This is a genomic window from Streptomyces sp. NPDC048353 (assembly GCF_055587165.1).
In genome coordinates, this window is the sequence record NZ_JBVJGU010000011.1 from 35579 (window position 1) to 55910 (window position 20332).

Consider the following 20332-nt stretch of genomic DNA (forward strand, 5'->3'; position numbering starts at 1 on the left):
CGTCGTTGTCAGTGCCCGCTGCCATCCTGATCCCCGGGATATTTCCGGCCATCAGGCCCGCAACCAGCGATGATGCCGGACAATGTCCCGAGGAACTTGTCCCGTACCGGCACGGACAGCGACGGCGACGGCCGTCAGAAGGTGAGCGAGACGCGCAATGGCCCAGCAGCCGCCCCTCCTCCGCGATGTGATCAACATCAAGGAGTCGATCTCCACGTCCGACTTCGTCCTGCAGCTCTCCGAGGCCACCACCCCCGAGGGTGCCGAGCTCGCGCTCAAGGACTACGTCGTCACGGAACGGCTGCTGGAGAACTTCGACGAGGCCCTCGGCCTCATCAAGGCATCCCTCGACGGGCACACCTCCAAGGCCGCGTACCTCCACGGTTCCTTCGGTTCCGGTAAGTCGCACTTCATGGCCGTGCTGCACGCCCTGCTCAGCGGCAGCCCGGCCGCCCACCGCCGCGCCGACTTCGACTCCGTGCTGACCAAGCACGAGTGGCTCACCACGGACGGCAAGAAGTTCCTGCTCGTGCCGTATCACATGCTCGGCGCGAAGGCCCTGGAGCAGCGGGTCCTCGGCACGTACGTGAGTCACGTCAAGAAGCTCCACCCCGAGGCGCCGACCCCCCGGGTCTACCGCACCGACTCCCTCTTCGCCGACATCCACGCCATGCGGGAGCGCATGGGCGACGAGGCCGTCATCAAGGGCCTCGGCGCGGTCGGCGGGGAGACGGACGAGGACGACGAGTGGGGCGAGTCCTTCGCCTGGACCCCCGCCCTCCTCGACACCGCGCTCGCCGCCGAGGAGATCCACGAGTCGGGGTACGCGCTCAACCTCGTCACCCCTTCCACCCCCGTGGAGCTGCGCGCCCGCCTGGTCCAGGACGCGAGCACGAACCTCCTGCCCGGCTTCACCCAGAACGCGCACGAGAACGAGCACGGCTTCATCTCGCTCGACGCCGGCCTGTCCGTCATCGCCGAGCACGCGAAGTCCCTCGGCTACGACGGCCTGATCCTCTTCCTCGACGAGCTGATCCTGTGGCTGGCCACCCTCATCCACGACCAGAAGTTCGTGGGCCGCGAGGCCGGCAAGATCACCAACTTCGTGGAGGGTGCCGACGCCCGCCGGGCCATCCCGATCGTGTCCTTCATCGCCCGCCAGCGTGATCTGCGCGAGCTGGTCGGCGAGGAGCTGTCCGGGGCCGCCGAGTCCTCCATCCAGGACACCCTCAACCAGGCGTCCGGCCGGTTCGACAAGATCACCCTGGAGGACCGCAACCTCCCCCAGGTGGCACACGCCCGCCTCCTCCAGCCCAAGAACAACGAGGCCGCCGCGCTCATCACGGCCGAGTTCGAGAAGACCCGTAAGGTCCGCCAGGAGGTGTGGGACACCCTCCTCGGTTCCGACCGCGGGGCCGACGGCGTCGGCGCCGACGAGGAGAGCTTCCGGCTCACCTACCCCTTCTCCCCCGCCTTCATGGACACCCTCGTCCACGTCTCCTCCGCGCTCCAGCGCAACCGCACCGGCATGAAGCTGATGGGCCAGCTCCTCGCCGACCACCGCCACGAGCTGCGCCTGGGCGACCTCATCCCGGTCGGCGACCTGTATCCGCTGATCACCGCGGGCGGCGACAAGCCGTTCACCGACAGCCTCAAGGTCGTCTTCGAGGCAGCGGACAAGCTGTACCGGACCAAGCTGCGCCCGTTCCTCCTCGCCACGTACAACGTGTCGGAGGAGGACATCGAGCAGTACACCCACCGCCCCGACAGCATCACCGACGCGGCCCTGCGCGGCCGGGTGAAGACCTTCGTCGGTGACAACCGGATCATCGGCACCCTCCTGCTCTCCGCGCTCGCGCCGAGCGTGCCGGCCCTCGCCGACCTGACGATCCGCAGGCTGTCCGCGCTCAACTACGGCTCGGTCGTCGCCCCGATCCCCGGCCGCGAGTACGGCATCCTGAAGAACAAGGTCGCCGACTGGGCCGGCCGCTTCCCGGAGATCAAGGAGACCGGCACCGACACCAACCCGGGCGTCCGCCTGGAGCTCTCCGGCGTCGACGTCGACTCGGTCATCGCCAACGCCAACGTCAACAACAACCCGGGTAACCGCCTCGCCCTCGCCAAGCGCCTGCTCGCCGAGGAACTCGACGTCAGCCACGGTCAGTTGGTCGAAGAGCTGCAGTTCGTATGGCGCGGTACGAACCGCTCCGTCGAGGTCATCTTCGGGAACATGGCGGACGAGGACGAGCTGCCCGACCACGACCTGATGCCCCGCGAGGACGGCCGCTGGCGCATCGCCGTCGACCTCCCCTTCGACGACGGCGAGTACGGCCCCGTCGAGGACGCCAACCGCATCCGGCGCCTGCGCGAGAAGCAGCAGGGCGAGCGGTCGCGCACCGTCGCCTGGCTGCCCACCCACCTCTCCAGCCAGCGGTACGGGGACTTCTGCCGCCTCGTCGTCATCGACAAGGCCCTCGCCGACGACCAGCGCTTCGACAGCCAGTACGCCGGCCACCTGAACGCCGACAACCGCGCCCGGGCCAAGGGGCTCCTGGAGACCCAGCGCGAGTCCCTGCTCAAGACCGTCAAGGCGGCCTTCAAGCAGGCGTACGGACTCGCCGAGAAGAAGCCCACGGACGTGGAGCTGGGCTTCGGCGACCACCTGGAATCGCTGCGCGAGGTCGACGGGCTCACCCTCTCCTTCGGCCAGTCGCTGCGCGACGGCATCCGGCACATCGCGGGCAAGCTGCTGGCGACGCAGTTCCCGGACCACCCGGACTTCGACCCCGACCAGACAGGCACGGTCGTCAAGGCCGCCGACGCCAAGAAGGTCTTCACGCACGTCCGTGCCGCGGCCGAGGCACGCGACGGCCGCGCCGAGGTTCCGGCCGGCGACCGGGCGCTGATGAAGCGGATCGCGGGGCCGCTGCGCCTCGGGCAGCAGAAGGAGGCGTACTTCGAGCTGTCCCCGTACTGGGCCGACCACTTCCGCCAGCTCGCCCGCGAGAACGGCGCCACCGGCGACCTCACCCTGATCACGCTCACCGACTGGACCGACAAGCCGGCACCGCGCGGGCTGCCGGACTTCCTCGGGCGGCTCGTCGTGGCGGCCTTCGCCGAGATGGACGACCGGGTCTGGGTGCGCGAAGGCATGCCGCTCGACCCGGCTCCGGAGCTGGCGCAGATCAAGGACCGCGACGCCCTGCGCAGCCAGCCGCTGCCCTCCCCCGAGGACTGGGAGTCCGCCAGGCAGCGCTTCGCGGCCGTCTTCGGGCAGCCGGCGCCCACCCTGCTGCGCGGACGCATCGTCAACCAGTTCGCCCGGCAGATCACCGAGCAGGCCCGCGGAGTTCAGGAGGCCGCCGCCGAGCTGGCGGAGCGGCTGGACGAGCACGCCGGTTTCCTGCACCTCGACCAGACGGCCGAGACCGGGCGCCTCGCACTCGCCCGGCGAGCCGTGGAGCTGCTCAAGGCCCTGACCGGCACGGCCGGCCAGGGAGCGGCCGGAGCGAAGAAGACGGTGGAGGCCCTCGCCCGTTTCGACCTCGGCGCGATGACCGCCGAACAGTACGGGACCTCGGTCAAGCAGGCCCGGAAGGTGGCCGAAGCGCTCGCCGCGACCTCCTGGAGCACTCTGGAGCTGGCCTCGGCCGAAGGCCCCGAGGGCGAGGCGCTCCTCGACTCCCTGCGCAATGTCGCCCGCAGCGACCAGCAGCGGACGGACAAGCTGGAGGAAGCCCTCGTCCGCACCCAGCGCGAGGTGCTGGCTCTGCTCAAGCGGAACCGTGCGGTCTCTCCGCCGCCGGTGGCCCCCAGCCCCGGCCCCCAGGGCCCGGCCGATGTTCCGCTGGACACGAAGACCAGCGATCCGCGGATTCCCTACGAGGGGTCTCCGACAGAGCCGTCCACCCCTGCCCGGAAGCACCGCACGAGCGGGGCGCGTACGACGACGGCCTCGCACGCGGTGGCCGAGCTCCAGGCGGAGCTGGCCGAGCTGGCCGCTGCCGAGCCCGGCATCACCGTGGAGATCACGTGGCGGGTGGTCGGCCGATGAGCGTCGCCTCCCCCACCGTCGCCGTGCGCCTGAACCTCGCGACCGTCACCCAGTACCTGTCGTCCCAGAGCTCCCTCACCGCGTCCCTGAGCGGCAGCGGCCGGCGCCGTGCCGTGCTGTTGCGCTCGGCGCCGACGTGGGAGGGTCCGGCAGAGCCTTCCTGGGGGGACGGGCTGACGGCTCGCATCGCAGCCGCGCCGTCGCCACTGGCCGTGCACGAGCTGCTGCTGGACCATCTCGGAGGCACGGTGCCCGGACCGGCCGTACTCGTCGTCCTGACCGACCGCGAGCAGAACGAGCTGGATCCCGCCATCCTGGCGCGCGCACACAAGAAGCGCGTCGACACCGTCGACAGCTGGGACGTGGTCCGCGACGCGTTCCGCGCCCAGCAGGTCGATCCCCGGCTCAAGGATTCCAACTGGGCCGCTGAGGCACTGTTGGACGCCACCCCGCCGAAGGGCGGCTGGCCTCCCGTCGCCGGCGGCATACTCTCCCGGCGCACCGCCCTCACCTCCCTGGCCCTGCGCCGGTTGCGGCTGGGCCGCTACGACAGCGAGGTGGAGCCCTCGGGCCGGGCCCCGGCCGGCGACACCCTGGACCCGCAGACGCTGTTCGGCTGGTCCCTGACCGCCGGCGGGCCCGACCTCCTGCTGAAGCTCCGCCGTCCGGAGCGGGAGGGGCTGTCCGCGTTCCTCGGCGAGGAGGACCAGGCGGGTCACGCCGGACGGGCACTCCTCGCGCTGGTCGAGGCCGAACACGGCCACGACGCGGTGGCCTTCGGGCTCGTCTGCGCCGCGCTGTGGGTCCACTGTGAGCCGGACGCCGCCGTCTACCGGGCTCGCGGGCGAGCCGAACGGTGGTTGGGCGAGCAGCCCCTTGCCAAGGGTGAGGAGCTCGACCTCGTCGTGTCCCGGTTCGGGATCGCCTCCGAGGAGTACGTGGCCGCGCTGCTGACCTCCGCGTCCCGCGCCGGCGGCGATGCAGAGGCGGTGCGCGAGGCCCGCCGACTCAGTGACACCGTCCTGGACCGGGCCTCCGCGCTGGTCCGCCAGTTCGGCGCCGAGGATGCCGCCAAGGCCAGCGCGCTGCTGGCCGCGGGCCTCGAAGCACGTTTCGCAGCAGTGGGCCGGGCTCTGGCCGCCGGGGAGCCCCACGCCGTCGCGGACGCCGTACGCACCCTGGGCGAGCACAGGCAGGCCGACGGACCGGAGGCACGGGCCCGGGTGGAACGGGCCCGGATGGGTCGGCGGCTGGCCCAGTGGCTGGCCGGTGACCCGGTCGTCACCTCGGACACGGTGGCCGATGCCCTGCAACGCCACATCACCGAAACCGGGTGGGTGGACCGGGCGCTCGAGCACATCGAAGCGGGCGGCGACCCGGACCCCGTCCTGAAGTCGGCGTACGACACGCTCGGCCGTCAGGTGCGCCGTAAGCGCCACGAGATTGACGGCGACTTCGCCCGCGCGTTGGCCGGCTGGACCGCTTCCGGTACCCGACCCGGCACGATGCTGACCGTGGAGACCTTCCTCGACCGCGTGGTGAAGCCGGTCGTACGGGGCGGGGCCGACCGCCGCGTGCTCCTGCTGGTCCTGGACGGGATGAGCGCCGCGATCGCCAGTGAGCTTGGAGAGGAACTGCGGGCCTCGTGGGCCGAGTTCGATCCAATGGACGAAGGTGCACCCCGCCGTCGCGCGATGGCCGCGGCTCTGCCCACGCTGACGGCCGTCTGCCGGACGTCCCTGTTCGCGGGCCGACTGCTGAAGGGCACACAGGCGGAGGAGAAGAAGCTGTTCCCCGCCCACGCCTTCTGGGGCGGGGAGCCGGCCGCGGTCTTCCACAAGGACGATCTGCGCGCCGACGGCTCAGGGGACACGTTCGGTCCGGCACTCACGGAGGCCCTCGCTGACGGGCGCACGCACGTCGCGGTCGTACTGAACACCATCGACGACCGGCTCGCGAAGGAGCAGAAGCTCGGTGACGGGGCCTGGCACCTCGACGAGATAGGGCGGCTGCGCGATCTGCTGCGGGTCGCAGCGGCTCAGGGCATGGCGGTGATCCTCACCAGCGACCATGGCCACGTCGTGGACCGGCGCGGGGTCAAGGTGGATGCCGGCGCCCCGGAATCCGCCCGCCACCGCTCCCCCGGCGGCCCCCTGGAAGCCACGGAGGTCGCCCTGTCGGGCCCCCGCGTGGTCTGGCCCGAGCCGGGCGGCTCGATCGTCGCCCTCTGGGACGCCGACTCCCGCTATACCTCGCTCAAGGCCGGCTACCACGGCGGCGCGGCCCTGCGTGAGTTCACCATCCCCGTACTCGCTTTCCTGCCCTTCGGCGCCACTCCGCCCGGCGGTTGGCGAGAGCTGGGTGATCAGCGTCCGGCATGGTGGTTGCTCGACGGGCACACGCCCCTCCAGGACGCAGTTCCGGTCTCGGCGTCGGCTGCTGCCCGTCCGGAGAAGCAGAACCGGCACAAGCCGACGAAGGCGCAGGCCGAACTGGCCCAGACACACGACTCCCTCTTCGACGTCGCTCTGGTCCCGGCGGCCGAACACGAGGGCAGCCTGGTCACACCCGTTCTGGTCGCGCCGGACGATGCGCTGATCACGGCACTGCTCGCGTCCGAGGCGTTCCAGGACCAGGTCGGGCTACTGGCCCGCAGGCCGCCCCTGGACAAGTTGGAGAAGGCGATCCGGGCACTCCTGGAGGCCGGAGGCACCCTGCCCGTGACGGCTGTGGCACAGCGCGTCGACTACCCGGCCACCCGCGCGGACGGCTTCGCCGCGGTGCTGCGGCAGGTCCTCAACTACGACGGAGTTCAGGTCCTGCAGACCCTGCCGGACGGACGGACGCTCCGTCTCGACAGAAGTCTGCTGCAGCTGCAGTTCGGGGTGTGAAGCGGTGGGTCAGCCGACGTAGTCCCGCAGCAGGGTCGTGAAGGCCGTCAGCTCCCGCATCGACGTGAGAGGCAAAGGCTCCGCATCAAAATGAGCGATGCGGTTCCGAACGTCCTTCACACGCTGCAGATGACGGACGAACTGGCCGCGGTCCAGGGATTCGCATTGGAGCGCGGCCCAGTTGAGGTCCGCCTGTTGTGCCATAGCCTGCTTCTTCTGCTCCCCGTTGAGGAGATAGACGTAGTCGCCGAACGTCAGATCCTCGACCCTCCCGGAGCGGTGCTCGGCCTTCTTGTTCGTCTGAACCGCCCTGATCGCTTCTTCGTTGAGCTTGGCTCCCAGCCACCGGCGCAGGAGCGATTCGATCTCGCCGAGCAGGAAGAAGGGGCGGGCAGCGCTCTCGAAGCGGTGGACCACATGGGCCTGGGTCACGATGCCGGACAGACTTCCGTCCTCGCCTCGGACCAGAAGGTAGCCGTGCTCGGAGAGCATGGGCAGGCACGCGAAGAACTCCTGCCGCGCGTCGGCCACCGGCAGTGACTCCTGCTGCATGGCGTTCTCCAGGCTGCTCTCCTTACCCACCTCGTACATGAGGGCCAGGGAACGCCAGGTGATCACTCCGTGCAGGGTCGTCATGCCCGTCGTGACGGGGATCTGCGCGTACCCGCGTTGGCGCATCAGGTACGTCGCTTGAGAAAGCTCCGAAGTGATGGACACGCATCGCACCCCGCCACGGGCGGAGGGCAGGTCACCGATCCGGAGCCGCTGCGGTAGCGCGGCCGACGGAAGCGGATCCCTCTCTGCATCGTCCGCGTCGTCCGGCTCGGGCGTGACCTGCGCGGCAGTGGCGAAGGCGACGATCTGAACCCGCTCGCCCGGAGCGCAGTTGGCGAAGTCCGGCAGAGTGGCGAGCCCTGCGTCGGTCAGTGCTTGCGCGATGTCGTGCACGTTCCACGGCCGGCGCACCCGCACGTCGAACAGGTCCAGCAGTTCCCGGAGGGGGATCTCTGTGCCCTTGAGCGCGAGAAGGTCTTCGGTGCTCGGCTTCTGGCTCACTTGACCGCCTTGCCGTCGGTCATGTCACGCAGGATCGTCCGCTTGCCCATGGCTGCGTACACCATGTCCTCGAGCTGCTTGGCGCGTGCCGCGTAGAACGCCTCGTAATCGCTCGTCCTCAGCAAGTACGGATCGATCAGGTGCGTCGCGATAACGTCGTCGAACCACTCACGACGCATGTCGGAGGCAGCGGCGAGTGAGTCGAGATAGGTACCGGGTGCGCCGTTGAGGGCCTGGGCCGCGCGCAGAGATAGCGGTGTCTTGTTGACGATGGAGTTGGCTGGGGAAGTCTTGGCTCCGTCGTACTGCCGGCGCACCCAGGCTCGGGGGAAGATGTGCCGGACGTCTACGCCGTACTCGTCCATCAGGCTGGGCTTCAGCGGCGTCTCCGTGTAGTGCCAGTCCACAGCCCCCTGTTTGATGAGCAGCGCATAGATTCCCTTGTAGGCAGCACTGTTCCGCGTGGTGAGCGTGTCCAGCCGCTCCGGGAAGAAGTAGGCGTCGGTGACGGTCTCCGGGGCGGGTCCCTCACGCCGGACCCATGCCACCAGCTGTTCGACGTCCCGCGTGAAGCGGGTCTCGGTGGAGCCGCCGTACATCTCACCGAGCACGCCGCACCAGTACCACTGAGTGATCATGTCTTCCGCGCCGAGCGTGTCGGTCGCCTCCTCGAGGATGGCCCTGACCGCGGCGAGCGGCACCAGCTGGGTGCGGTAGGGCAGCTCGGCAGCGCGCACGATGCACTGCCTCTCGAGAAAGGCGCCCACCCATGCGAACGCCTTGGCGAGCCGCGGCGCGAGCGACTCGAAGTCCGCCAGGGGGAGCTCAAGGAGGTCACGGCGTTTGCAGGAGACGCCGGTGCCCTGCCCCTCCTGCTTCCGGGACCACGTGCGCACCAGCGCCACGGCCTGCAGGAAATCGCTGCTGCTCAGTCCGTCGTCGATGCCCGCCTCTAGCCGTCCGAACACGGGGTGGCGGCCGGCCAGATCCTCCTTGATCGCCCGCCAGACCTGCGGCAGCTGGTAGTAGTCGCCGGTCCGCTCGCGGTAGGCCCGGTCACCGGCGTAGGTCGCTGTCAGGAGCTCGAAGACGTTGAGGGGCACACCCCCTGTGTTCACTCGCTCGAAGACGGCACACACGGCGTCCATGGAAGTGGAGGCGGCCAGTTTGATCATGGGCACCTGAAAGGAGCGCACGGGTTCGAGAACCTGCTCCTCGAACCGGCTCCACCGGTCGAAGTGACCGTCGTCCATCTTCTCGTACGCTCGTCGCCAGGCATTCACCTTCGCGGTGTCGAAGACGATGCTGAGGGGGAAGAGTCCTGCAGCACACTCGCCTTCGGCGGTGGTCAGGTCATGAACGACGTTCCGGGCGAAATTGGACCGCTGAACCTTGTCCTCGGGTACCGACACGATGGCCTCGTCGCGGTCGGCGGGCGAGCCGATGGCGTTCTTGATGTCCACGTAGTACCAGCGCCTGACAGAGTTGCCACGCGCATCTGTGGTCTCGACGGGACTGTCCTGGAACAGAGCTTGGTACAGCGAGGTGAGACGCTGCTGTCCATCGAGGAGCAGCAGACTGGGCGCCACGTCCTCGGTCACCTTCGCGCCGGTGAGGGCACGGGCGCGGAAGGGTGAGTCGCCCCCTGTCTCCAGCGTCATCACCACGCCCAGGGGGTAGTCGAGCGTCACCGTCGCGACAATGGCGCGAATTCGATCGTCGTCCCACTTCCAGTCCCGTTGGAAGTCGGGCAGTTGAAGAGAGCCTGACGCCACATCTGCCAGGAGCGTCTTGAGTTTCACATTGTCGAGTCCTGCCACGTGCTTGTTCCCCACCCTCGCAGTGCTGCGCGTTCTTCACGCGAGCGGCGATTAGACCAATCACGTGACGCGGAGGTCAACGAGATCGGCCGCACCAGTAGTCGTCTTCGGCCAACTGCCCGGCACCACTGGAATGGGACACTGGTGACGTGAGTACCGCTGCTTCCTCCCGTCCCTCCCCTGCCAGTGCGGCGCGTCGCCGTGCGGTGATCGACGCCCTGCGTCGCGGCGCCGTCCCCGAAAGCGGGCTCGACCTGCTGGCCACCGGCCTGGACCGGTTCGAGGCAGCACTCGATGCCGAGCTCGACACGGTCGCCTCCGGTTCGTCGGTGTTCAAGGCCGTCCGCGGGGAGTACGGGTCGGGCAAGACCTTCTTCACCCGGTGGCTGGGCGAACGGGCCAAGCGGAGGGGCTTCGCGTTGGCGGAGATTCAAATCTCCGAGACGGAGACCCCCCTCCACAAGCTGGAGACCGTATACCGGCGCCTCACCGAGCGGCTGGCTACCGCAAGCTTCCCGCCGAGCGCGCTCCGGCCGGTCGTGGACGCATGGTTCTACACCCTGGAAGAGGATGCCCTCGCGGACGGCGCGGAGGAGGAAGCTCTCCCGCAGGCGGTGGAGAAGCTACTGACGGCACGATTGACCGAGGTGTCCCGGCACGCACCCTCGTTCGCCACGGCACTGCGCGGCTACAAGTCAGCCCTCGCCGGGGGCGACGAGGCGACGGCAGCGGCAGTCCTGGCATGGCTGGGCGGCCAGCCCCACGTCGCAGCGGCCGCCCGACGCTCCGCCGGAGTCCGTGGCGACCTCGATCACTTCGGGGCCTTCGGCTTCCTGCAAGGGCTCCTGACCGTACTGCGCGACTCCGGACACAACGGTCTGTTCGTCGTCCTGGACGAGGTCGAGACGCTGCAGCGCGTCCGTTCGGATGCGCGGGACAAGGCGTTGAACGCCCTTCGACAGCTCATCGACGAGGTGCACTCCGGCCGGTTCCCCGGCCTCTATCTCCTGATCACCGGAACACCGGCGTTCTACGACGGCCAGCAGGGGGTTCAGCGGCTCGCTCCTCTCGCCCAGCGCCTCGCCACCGATTTCACCACCGACCCGCGCTTCGACAACCCACGTGCGGTGCAAGTGCGACTGCCGGGCTTCACACAGGAGTCGCTGGTCGGCCTCGGAGTGACCATTCGAGACCTCTACGCGGAAGGTGCCGCTTCGCCGGAACGCGTGAAGTCGCTCGTCGACGATGCGTACGTTGCCGACCTCGCCCGCGCGGTGGGCGGTGCCCTCGGGGGGAAGGCAGGTGTGGCGCCGCGGCTGTTCCTCAAGAAGCTGGTCGGTGACGTCCTGGACCGTGTCGACCAGTTCGAGGACTTCGACCCTCGTCAGCACTACCGACTGACCGTGACGAGCAACGAGCTCACGGACGTGGAGCGCAATCACGCGGCATCCGGCTCGGCCGACGACATCGACCTGGACGTGTGATGAGTGGAGACGAAGCGGGTGGAGGGTCCGCCCATGCCGGCGCCCACCGAGTAGGCACGGACCCCGTCGACCGACTCGACCCCGTCATCCTCCACCATGTCGTGAACACGCTCGGCTGGCCCGACCTCCGGCCTCTGCAACGGGCCTCGATCGACCCACTCATGGACGGCGAGGACGCCGTACTGCTCGCGCCCACTGCGGGCGGCAAAACCGAGGCAGCATGCCTGCCCATCCTGTCGGCCATGTCCCACGAGCGCTGGTCCGGAACGTCCGTTCTCTACCTGTGCCCGCTCAAAGCACTCCTCAACAACCTGGTCGTCCGCGTCGACTCCTACGCTCAGTGGCTCGGCCGCCGAGCCGAGCTGTGGCACGGAGACACGAAGGAGTCTCAGCGCAGGCGCATCCGTACGGGCACACCCGACATCCTCCTCACCACTCCTGAGTCCCTTGAGGCCATGCTCATCGGAGTCAAGACCGACCACGCGCACCTCCTGGGCGGGGTCCGGGCAGTCGTGGTGGACGAGGTGCACGCGTTCGCGGGCGACGACCGAGGCTGGCATCTGCTCGCGGTTCTGGAACGTCTGGAGCAGGTCACGGGACACCCCATCCAGCGGGTCGGTCTCTCTGCAACCGTCGGGAACCCTCAACAACTCCTCACCTGGCTCCAAGGTTCCGGTGCAGGCAACCGCCCCGGGCGGGTCGTAGCCCCCGACCTCACCCTCACCCCGGATGCCGCCCCGACCGCCGCCCCCACGACCGGGAACCTCCGGCCTCCAGGCGAGGTGGAGCTGGACTACGTAGGGTCGCTCGACAACGCGGCCAAGCTGATCGCCGCCTTGCACCGCGGAGAGAAGCGGCTGGTGTTCTGCGAGTCCAGACGACAGGTGGAGGAGCTGGGAGCCGCCCTGCGGGCGCGCGAAGTGACGGTGTTCCTCTCGCACGCCTCGCTCTCGGCCGACGAAAGAGCCAGGTCGGAACAGGCTTTCGCAGAGGCACGAGACTGTGTCATCGTCTCCACCTCCACACTGGAACTGGGCATCGACGTGGGCGACCTGGACCGCGTCATCCAGATCGACTCGCCCCGCACCGTGGCATCGTTCCTCCAGCGCATCGGCCGTACCGGCAGGCGCTCGGGGACCACTCGCAACTGTCTGTTCCTCGCCACCGGCAAGGACACCCTGCTGCAAGCCGCCGCCCTCCTGCTGCTCTGGGGCCGCGGCTGGGTCGAACCGGTAACACCGCCTCCAGAACCTCGCCACCTCGTGGCGCAGCAGCTGCTCGCTGTCACGCTCCAGCAGCACCGCATCGGTGACCAGACATGGCAAGGGACGTGGAACGGGCTGGCCCCGTTCGACCGGTCAGCGGCTCCCATCCTGCGACACCTGGTGAACGAAGGGTTCCTCGACGAGGACGCCAGCATGCTCTTCATCGGCCCTGAGGCGGAGCGACGCTTCGGCCGGCGTCACTTCATCGAATTGACCGCTTCCTTCACCGCTCCCCCGCAGTTCACGGTTCTGTCCGGTCGTACCGAGATCGGGCAGACGGACCCTTCCGTGCTGACGGAAGAGCGGCCAGGCCCGCGCCGGTTGCTGCTCGGCGGACGCAGCTGGCAAGTGACGTTCATCGACTGGGGGCGCAAGCGGGCCTTCGTCGAGCCGGCCGACGGTGGTGGCGTCGCCAAATGGACGGGCAGTTCCCTCGCCGGTCTCTCGTACGCCTTGACCCGCTCGATGCGCGACGTACTTCTCGGAGCAGACCCCCTGGTTTCTCTGACCCGTCGGGCCGAGGCGTGCCTGACCGAGTGGCGTGAGGAAGATGCTCCACAGATCACGGATGCTGACGGCTCCCTGATCACCCGCCTGGGAACGGATGTGCGTTGGTGGACGTGGGCCGGCTACCGAGCGAACGCGACACTGGCCGCCACCCTTCCGTCGATCAGTGACCCCGTTCAACGACCGACGGACTGCTACGTGCGGCTGAGGGAAGACCTGACACCCGACATGTGGCGAGTGGCGCGTGCGGATGCCGAGGGCGGAAACGCGCTGGTGTTGCCTGATGTCGATCACCGAGCCGTACACGGCCTGAAGTTCTCAGCAGCGCTCCCCCAGCGTCTCGCGGTGGCCACCGTTGCCGCGCGACTGGCCGACTTCGACGGCGCGCGAGCGGCCTTGCAGGAGACCGTACGGTTCCACACTGCATGCTCCGGTTGAGCCTTGGGACCAGCCTCGTGATCCACTGCCTGTTCTAGAATGGCCACGACAAACTCAGCGGCCCGACAGGCTTCCGCTCCGCATTCGCGGAACCAGGACATGCCCCCACCCGCACGAGCTACTTCGTGCTGCCTGGGGGCATTCTCTTGCTGTTCCGTGAGTCTGCGGCGTCACTGGCCACCCGCACCCACGTCGAGGGCCGATTGGCGCGGCTCCTGACGGAGAACTTCCTGCACCAGCACCGTCACCGGCCCCAGCCGGCAGAGGTTCAGGCTTGGGAGCGCAGCATCCCGGCACTCACCAATGTGCTCGTGGAAGCCGGGCTCGGCGAAGTCGAGATGCTGCTGGAATACGGGCTGCCGCTGACCAGCAAGCGCGCTGACGTGATACTGGCCGGCGTCCATCCGGCCACCGGCGAGGCGTCGTACGTGGTGGTCGAACTGAAGCAGTGGAGCGAAGCCCACCCCGAGCCGGAGGATCCGCTGCTCTGCCGCATCGACGCCTACGACCATCCGATCCTCAACCCGATCGAGCAAGTGCGCGGCTACTGCGACTACCTGGTCTCGTTCAACGGGGCCCTGGAGAACGATCCGAAGTCGGTCGTCGGCGTGGCGTACCTGCACAACGCGACGGAGGCCAAAGTGGCGGGCCTGCGCCATGTCGCAGAAGACGATCGCGGCCGGATGTTCACCGGTGATCAGCGCGGCGCCTTCCTGAGCTACCTGCGTTCGCGTCTGGCCGCGAAGCCCGGTGCAGATGCGGCCGATGCCTTGCTGCAGGCCAAGGTCCGGCCGTCGAGGCAGCTGATGGCCGTCGCTGCCGAAGAGGTGCGCGACCGGGAACAGTTCGTCCTGCTCGATGAACAGCGGCTCGCCTACGAGACGGTCATGGCCGCCGTGCGGCGGGCGCGGCAAGCCGATCGCAAACAGGTCGTCGTGGTGACCGGGGGGCCGGGCTCCGGCAAGAGCGTGATCGCGCTGTCTCTCCTCGGAGACCTCTACCGGCGCGGAGTACCCGCCCTGCACGCCACCGGCTCACAATCGTTCACCAAGACGATGCGCAAGATCGCCGGCACCCGCAAGCCCGAAGTGCAGCGGCTCTTCCGCTATTTCAACAGCTTCATGGAGGCCGAGCCCAACGATCTCGACGTCCTTGTCTGCGACGAGGCGCACCGCTTGCGCAAGACCTCCGCCAACCGCTACACGAAGGCGACGCTCCGCACGGGCCGACCGCAGGTGGCGGAGCTGATGGCAGCGGCTCGGGTTCCGGTCTTCCTGCTGGACCAGCACCAAGTGGTCCGACCGGGCGAGATGGGGACGGAGGAGCAGATTCGAGAAGCAGCCGCCGCATTGGGGCTCGCATGCACCGTGGTGAAACTGGAGAGCCAGTTCCGATGTGGTGGCAGCGACGCGTACCTGCGGTGGGTCGTCGACCTTCTGGGGCTCGAAGGTCAAGCTCCCACCGTGTGGGAGCCCGACGACAAAGTCCGTTTGATGACTGTCGACACCCCGCAGGAGCTCGAAGACTTCCTGGCCGCTCAACGGGCGCAAGGCTACGGCGCCCGCATGTCCGCGGGCTACTGCTGGAAGTGGACGACGAAGATTACTTCCAGTATGAACACATTGCCCACCGACGTGGTCATCGGTGACTGGGCGAGGCCATGGAACCTCTACGGTGACCGAGCCCTGCTCGGCGCACCGCCGGCGCCACTGTGGGCCACCGCCCCCGAGGGGTACGGGCAGGTCGGATGTGTGTACACCGCGCAGGGCTTCGAGTACGACTGGGCGGGTGTCATCATGGGCCCGGACCTCGTCTGGCGGACCGACCGATGGGTGGTGGACCGCACAGCGTCGAAGGATCCCTCGTTCACGAAGGCGACATCGGACGACGACGTGGATCGCCTCGTGCGCAATACGTACAAGGTGCTTCTCACCCGGGGCATGATCGGGACGGTCGTCTATTCGACGGATCCCGAGACCCGCGAGAAGCTCCGCACGCTGATCCCTCCGACGCCTTGAGCACCAACCGCCTTCGAGGCGCTGCGGAAATCAGGGCGCTCTCGGCCACTGGAGCACTGCGAAAACCACGACGCGCGGGCCGGGCCGCGAGATAGCATGATCGCGCTGCGCACCTTCCCGGAGGGTACGAGGCAAGGGTCGGTACGCCTGCCCCAATGACCCGTGAGCGACGAATGGTTGTGCCCGTCGTGTGGCGACGCACGACGCGAGCGTGGATGCCCGCAGGGCGTCCCCCTGCCATTCCGATCTCACTGCATTGGAGCGGCCATGACCTCGGTCGAGTACAAGCCTGCGCGTCGTGAACGGATCCGCGAGATCCTGATCGAGATCGCCGTCGGAGTCGTCACCAATCTTGTGGTGACGGCCTTGCTGTCGATTGCGGGTCTGCTCTTCTAGAGCGGGCGGGTGGCGGGCCCGGTGAGCCCGCCACTCACACCGAACGCGAAAGCGCGTTCAGAACAGCGTCAGATCGGGCCCCTGCGACTTGCGCGCCTTCCGATTCCTCTTGCCACGTCTTCCCCTGCTGGGCCGGGGCAGGTGCGGCTTGCGCGCCTCCGCAGGCAGATTCTCCCACGTAGGACGCAACGCGTGGATCTCGACCGGCCCGACGAGTTCCTTGAGGTAGGTCCGGGTCTCCTCGTCTGTGGAATAGAGCACTGTTGCCCGGCTGGCCCGGGTCATCAGCACGTGATAAGCGTGGCGGACGAGTCGGGCGAATTCCTCGTCGTCGACACTGCCCGCCTTCACCTTCGGGTCGAACGAGCCGGGGCGAGCCACTCGCTTGGCGTCAGACTCCTCGGCCTTGCGCTCCTTGCCCCGACGGAACACCCATTGGCCGTCTCGGCGCACCATGTCCTCGCCCATGATGACGCCGCACCAGTCCCATTCGAGGCCCTGCGCCGTATAGACACAACCGATCTGGCCGAGGCCGTTCTCGTGCACGGACCATATCTTGGACGGGGGCACGTCGTCAGCGCAGAAGGTGTCGCTGTCCGCGTTCCACGGCCGGTGCCAGTCGCCGATGCGCACATCGGCCTCCAGCCGCCTCTCCTTGCCGAGTGGCTTGGTCCAAGGCCAGCAATAGCCGGCGACCATGCGCGCAGACGCACCGGCCAGCGCTTCGGCACGGATGATCCGTTCGAGTTCCTCAGGGGTGTCCGCCACTTCGACGTGCATCAGGCCGTCCGGGCGCCAGCACTCGATCTCCTCGTCCGTCACACCGAGCACGGCGCGCACCCAACGGGGGTAGGCGTCGCTGCCGCCACAGCGGAACTGCTCGCGAAGCCCGACCTCAACAAGGCGGGCATCGTGGCGGGCAGCAGCCTCCTTGATCAGCTGTACGGTACCGACCTCGTTCGGCCTCACCGACTGCCCTTCATCCATGAAGAAGACCGTCAGTCGCGACGCGGCGAGGAGCTCGTCCACCTGCGGCCCCGTGCCCCAGTCCTCGGGCTTCCAGAATCGATTCGTCGAGCGGTCGCGAAGTCGGTGTGCCTCGTCGCAGATCAACACGTCCAGGGGTGGCTCCGGTGGTCTGACGAAATTGCTGAAGTACGTGAACGACTCCCTGAACTCCCGGTCTCCGTATCCGACGTGCTCTTGAAGCGCGCCGTTGAACGCCCTACTGCCGCTGGCGTAGTTGACCGTGCGGCCTTGTGCCTCCAGCTCCGCTTTGATCTGCAGTCCGATCGCGCTCTTTCCCGTTCCGGCGCCACCGGTCACCAGGAAGATCACCCGTTGCTCGTCCGGGACCAAGGTGGGACGCTCGGGATCCGGTAGGACCTTGGCGGCCGATTCCAGGACCTGGTCGGCCACTGCCTTCTGGCGCCCACGGAGTGTGAAGACGGTGTCGGCCCCGCGGGACCAGATCATCGCGTCGAGCAGCGGGGTGTTGCGCAACCCCATGTTCTGCAGCATCCTCTCGGCCTCTGAGGCCGCGCCTTCGACGGCGAAGTGCCGCTGGAGGTCGGACAGCAATTGTGCGCGCCGGTCGCTTGTGTACACGCGGGCGTAGGCACCTGTCGGCGCATCCACGTCGATCAAGGGCCGAACCGAGTCTTCCGCGGCGTTGTGCAGGTAGGCGAAACCTCCGCATTCGAAGTCCGAGCGCCGGAAGGGGCCCCTGTCACTCGTGAACGCCTGGTAATACGAGCGCAATTGCAGTGCCGGGTGCTGCTTCACCTCGTCCATGGCCGGCACGTAGAGCAGGTCTGCCGTGGCCTGCTCCACCCTGGTCACCGTCGACCAGCGCTTCAGCTCGACCAACTGGACCGACGGCACGTTGCGTTCCGGGTGCCGACCCACCAGAACGACGTCGATGAGGCGTGGGTTCTCGGAACGGTTCACCTCGTCGAGCGTGGCGGCACATTCGACGATCATCTCCACGTTGCCGCGCTCCGCCGCGACCAGGTCGTTCGCCAGGCTCACCAGGCTTTCCGCCCACGCGGAACGTTCCGACAACGAGGCGTCCGCGCCCCTGAAGTAGCGCCATCGGGCAGCTAGGTGCGGAACCATTCTGCGACGCGAATTCAGAGTGAGCAGATCCTCCGCCGACAGTTTCAGCAGGAGCATGGACACGAGGTGGTTCCCCCAGGGCACGAGTGACTCGTGCGGGTGGGGGCATGTCCTGTTCAGGAAGCCCGTCGGGCCGCAATCGGTTGGAGTAATCCTAGTAAGGCCCGACTTGCCGAAGAACGACACCTCGGCTGTCGGCGAGAACTGCGTCGATCATGGCTGGATCACGCAGTACGGGTCATGGACCTAGATCTCGAGCCGGCAAGTGTCAGCTCATTCTCGGGGCGCCGATTGCGCGGACCGGAAACTCCCGGGCGACCGCCGCCAGCTCCCCACCGCTGTTCCCGGCGGGCTCCGTCGACCCCGTCGCGGACAGTCCGAGATCCGCCCACCAGTCCGACGGCGGCATGTTCTCGGGCCAAGGGCCGCAAGTCCTAGCAGCCGCTCGTCGAAAATGCCTGTGGTCAGTGACGCTGGTAAACCGCTACTGGGGCCGCCACCCGGCAACGAGTGAGCGTCATCAGCCGTGGGACAGGCTTGGCATTCGGGATGTCATAGGGCCAGCGGCTTGCGGGTCGGCGACCAAGCCGTTGGCCCGGTCGCGTCCGTGGACGCGGCCGGGCCAACGTGATGGGGCTGCAGAACGTGCGTCACTTGAGCGTCAACAGCCCGAGGAGAGCCCTGATGCCGCTAGCTAGGACCGCGACGTCCCGTACTGAAACTGCAGGTCAGGTTGCTTTCAGCAGGGCCGACGCGCCTTCACGCGTTGCTGGCCCGGAAACAGGTCGAGCAGCTGACGAAGACCAGGAAACACCAGGTCAGGCGTCCTTCTTCACCGGCTCCAGAATCGCCACGCACTCCACATGATGCGTCATCGGAAACAGGTCGAACGCGCGCAAGGTCCTCACCTTGTAGCCGCCCTCCTTGAAGTACGCGATGTCGCGCGCCAGGGCCGCCGGGTCGCAGGCCACGTAGGCGATCCGGCGTGCTCCCAGGCCCGCGAGGTGCTTGACCGTCTGCTTGCCGGCGCCCGCGCGCGGCGGGTCCAGGACGATCAGGTCGACCTCGGTGATCCGGGTGCGCGGGAGGACCGTCTCGACCTTGCCCTGTTCGATGCGGACGCGGTCGTAGTCCTGGAGGTTGTGGCGGGCGTCCTCCACCGCGCGCTTGCCCGACTCGATGCCGAGGACCGCGCCCTGGTCGCCGACCCGGTCGGCGATCGCGCCGGCGAAGAGGCCGACGCCGCAGTAGAGGTCGAGGGCGGTGTCGCCCTTGCGCGGCATCAGGCCCTGCATGACGGCGAGGACCAGCGTCTGGGCCGCCTTCGGGTGGACCTGCCAGAAGCCGCCGTTGCCCACGCGGTACGTGCGGTCGTCGGCGCGCTCGCGGACGAAGGGGCGGCCGTGGACGCGGTGCACTCCCCCGTCGTGCTCCTCGACGCGCAGCACGGAGACCGGCTTGTCCAGCTCCACCAGCGGCAGGCGCGCGCCGGGCCTGGGGGCCAGGATCACCTGGCGGTCACCCGATCCCGAGGCGGCGATCGCCTCGATCGAGGCCATGCCCTCCCAGCTGCGCTTCTCGATGCCCAGCTCGGAGACCCCGGCGGCGGCGATCATGCAGTGGTCGATCACCTCGACATCGTGCGAGCGGTGCTTGCGCAGGCCCGCGTTCCCCTCCGCGTCCACGGCGTACTGGACGCGGGTGCGCCACTGCGGCACCTCGCCCGCCGGGAGCTTGTCGCCCTCGGCCGGCATCACGGTGCCGTCCCAGCCGGCCTCCTCGGGGGTGAGCCCGGCCAGGCGCTGCAGCTGCTCCGCGATCACCTCGCCCTTCAGGCGACGCTGCGCGCCCGGCTTGGCGTGCTGCCAGTCGCAGCCGCCGCACTTGCCGGGGCCCGCGAACGGGCAGGGCGCCTCGACGCGGTCCTTGGAGGCCTCGAGCACGGTGACGGCGTCGGCGCGCAGGAAGCGCGAGGTCTCCTCGCCCTCCGTCACGCGGGCGACGATCCGCTCGCCGGGCAGGGCGTGGCGTACGAAGAGGACACGGCCCTCCTCGGTGCGGGCGATGCAGTGGCCGCCGTGCGCGACGGGGCCGACCTCGACCTCGTACTCTTCCCCGACCAACGAAGAAACAGGTGCGTTCTGCATGACGGGGGGACTCCAGAGAAAGAGAGCGGTGGGGGGGGGGGGGGGGGGGGCGCCCCCCCCCGGCGGGGGGGGGGGGGCCGGGCCCCCCCCCCCCCGGCCCCGCGCCCCCCCCCCCCCCCCCGCCCCCCCCCCCCCCGC

The 20332-nt window shown here is 68.6% G+C and carries 10 protein-coding genes; 6 read left to right on the top strand and 4 right to left on the bottom strand.

Going from position 1 to position 20332, the window contains the following annotated elements:
• Positions 1 to 157 precede the first annotated feature (157 nt).
• Together pglY and pglZ are read left to right on the top strand one after the other, a co-directional pair.
• Entirely contained in the window at positions 158 to 4054 is a 3897-nt protein-coding gene (gene pglY / locus ACZ6RC_RS30580) for a BREX-2 system ATPase PglY (RefSeq protein ID WP_469589353.1), read from the top strand.
• Entirely contained in the window at positions 4051 to 6945 is a 2895-nt protein-coding gene (pglZ, locus tag ACZ6RC_RS30585; RefSeq protein ID WP_469589356.1) for a BREX-2 system phosphatase PglZ, read from the top strand. The genes pglY and pglZ overlap by 4 nt, the downstream gene beginning before the upstream one ends.
• A gap of 9 nt (positions 6946 to 6954) precedes the next feature.
• On the opposite strand, the gene ACZ6RC_RS30590 is transcribed toward pglZ, so the two are convergent.
• Together ACZ6RC_RS30590 and ACZ6RC_RS30595 are read right to left on the bottom strand one after the other, a co-directional pair.
• Complete coding sequence (locus ACZ6RC_RS30590; protein ID WP_469589359.1) at positions 6955 to 8001, bottom strand: CBS domain-containing protein; 1047 nt, start codon at positions 7999 to 8001, stop codon at positions 6955 to 6957.
• Positions 7998 to 9821 (bottom strand): GmrSD restriction endonuclease domain-containing protein, encoded by a 1824-nt coding sequence (locus tag ACZ6RC_RS30595; protein WP_469589362.1) that lies wholly within the window; start codon positions 9819 to 9821, stop codon positions 7998 to 8000. The genes ACZ6RC_RS30590 and ACZ6RC_RS30595 overlap by 4 nt, the downstream gene beginning before the upstream one ends.
• 149 nt (positions 9822 to 9970) lie before the next feature.
• On the opposite strand from ACZ6RC_RS30595, the gene brxD reads away from it, so the two are divergent.
• From brxD to ACZ6RC_RS30615, 4 genes are all read left to right on the top strand, one after another.
• Positions 9971 to 11305 (top strand): BREX system ATP-binding protein BrxD, encoded by a 1335-nt coding sequence (gene brxD, locus ACZ6RC_RS30600; protein WP_386561716.1) that lies wholly within the window; start codon positions 9971 to 9973, stop codon positions 11303 to 11305.
• Positions 11305 to 13515 (top strand): DEAD/DEAH box helicase, encoded by a 2211-nt coding sequence (locus ACZ6RC_RS30605; RefSeq protein ID WP_469589366.1) that lies wholly within the window; start codon positions 11305 to 11307, stop codon positions 13513 to 13515. The genes brxD and ACZ6RC_RS30605 overlap by 1 nt, the downstream gene beginning before the upstream one ends.
• Before the next feature lie 146 nt (positions 13516 to 13661).
• Entirely contained in the window at positions 13662 to 15533 is a 1872-nt protein-coding gene (locus ACZ6RC_RS30610; protein WP_391141533.1) for a DNA/RNA helicase domain-containing protein, read from the top strand.
• Between the two features lie 267 nt (positions 15534 to 15800).
• Positions 15801 to 15929 (top strand): DUF6408 family protein, encoded by a 129-nt coding sequence (locus tag ACZ6RC_RS30615; protein ID WP_222517947.1) that lies wholly within the window; start codon positions 15801 to 15803, stop codon positions 15927 to 15929.
• A gap of 57 nt (positions 15930 to 15986) precedes the next feature.
• Here ACZ6RC_RS30615 and ACZ6RC_RS30620 read toward each other — a convergent pair whose 3' ends face one another.
• Both ACZ6RC_RS30620 and ACZ6RC_RS30625 read right to left on the bottom strand, forming a co-directional pair.
• Positions 15987 to 18104, bottom strand: coding sequence for a DUF2075 domain-containing protein (locus ACZ6RC_RS30620; protein ID WP_391142210.1), 2118 nt, complete (start codon positions 18102 to 18104; stop codon positions 15987 to 15989).
• Between the two features lie 761 nt (positions 18105 to 18865).
• Entirely contained in the window at positions 18866 to 20194 is a 1329-nt protein-coding gene (locus ACZ6RC_RS30625) for a class I SAM-dependent RNA methyltransferase (protein WP_391141530.1), read from the bottom strand.
• Between the last annotated feature and the right edge of the window lie 138 nt (positions 20195 to 20332).

Bases quoted from the DNA above. Each gene is read 5' to 3' on its own strand.
- pglY (WP_469589353.1), top strand. From the start codon at position 158: ATGGCCCAGCAGCCGCCCCTCCTCCGCGATGTGATCAACATCAAGGAG.
- pglZ (WP_469589356.1), top strand. From the start codon at position 4,051: ATGAGCGTCGCCTCCCCCACCGTCGCCGTGCGCCTGAACCTCGCGACC.
- ACZ6RC_RS30605 (WP_469589366.1), top strand. From the start codon at position 11,305: ATGAGTGGAGACGAAGCGGGTGGAGGGTCCGCCCATGCCGGCGCCCAC.
- ACZ6RC_RS30615 (WP_222517947.1), top strand. From the start codon at position 15,801: ATGACCTCGGTCGAGTACAAGCCTGCGCGTCGTGAACGGATCCGCGAG.
- ACZ6RC_RS30620 (WP_391142210.1), bottom strand. From the start codon at position 18,104: ATGCTCCTGCTGAAACTGTCGGCGGAGGATCTGCTCACTCTGAATTCG.
- ACZ6RC_RS30625 (WP_391141530.1), bottom strand. From the start codon at position 20,194: ATGCAGAACGCACCTGTTTCTTCGTTGGTCGGGGAAGAGTACGAGGTC.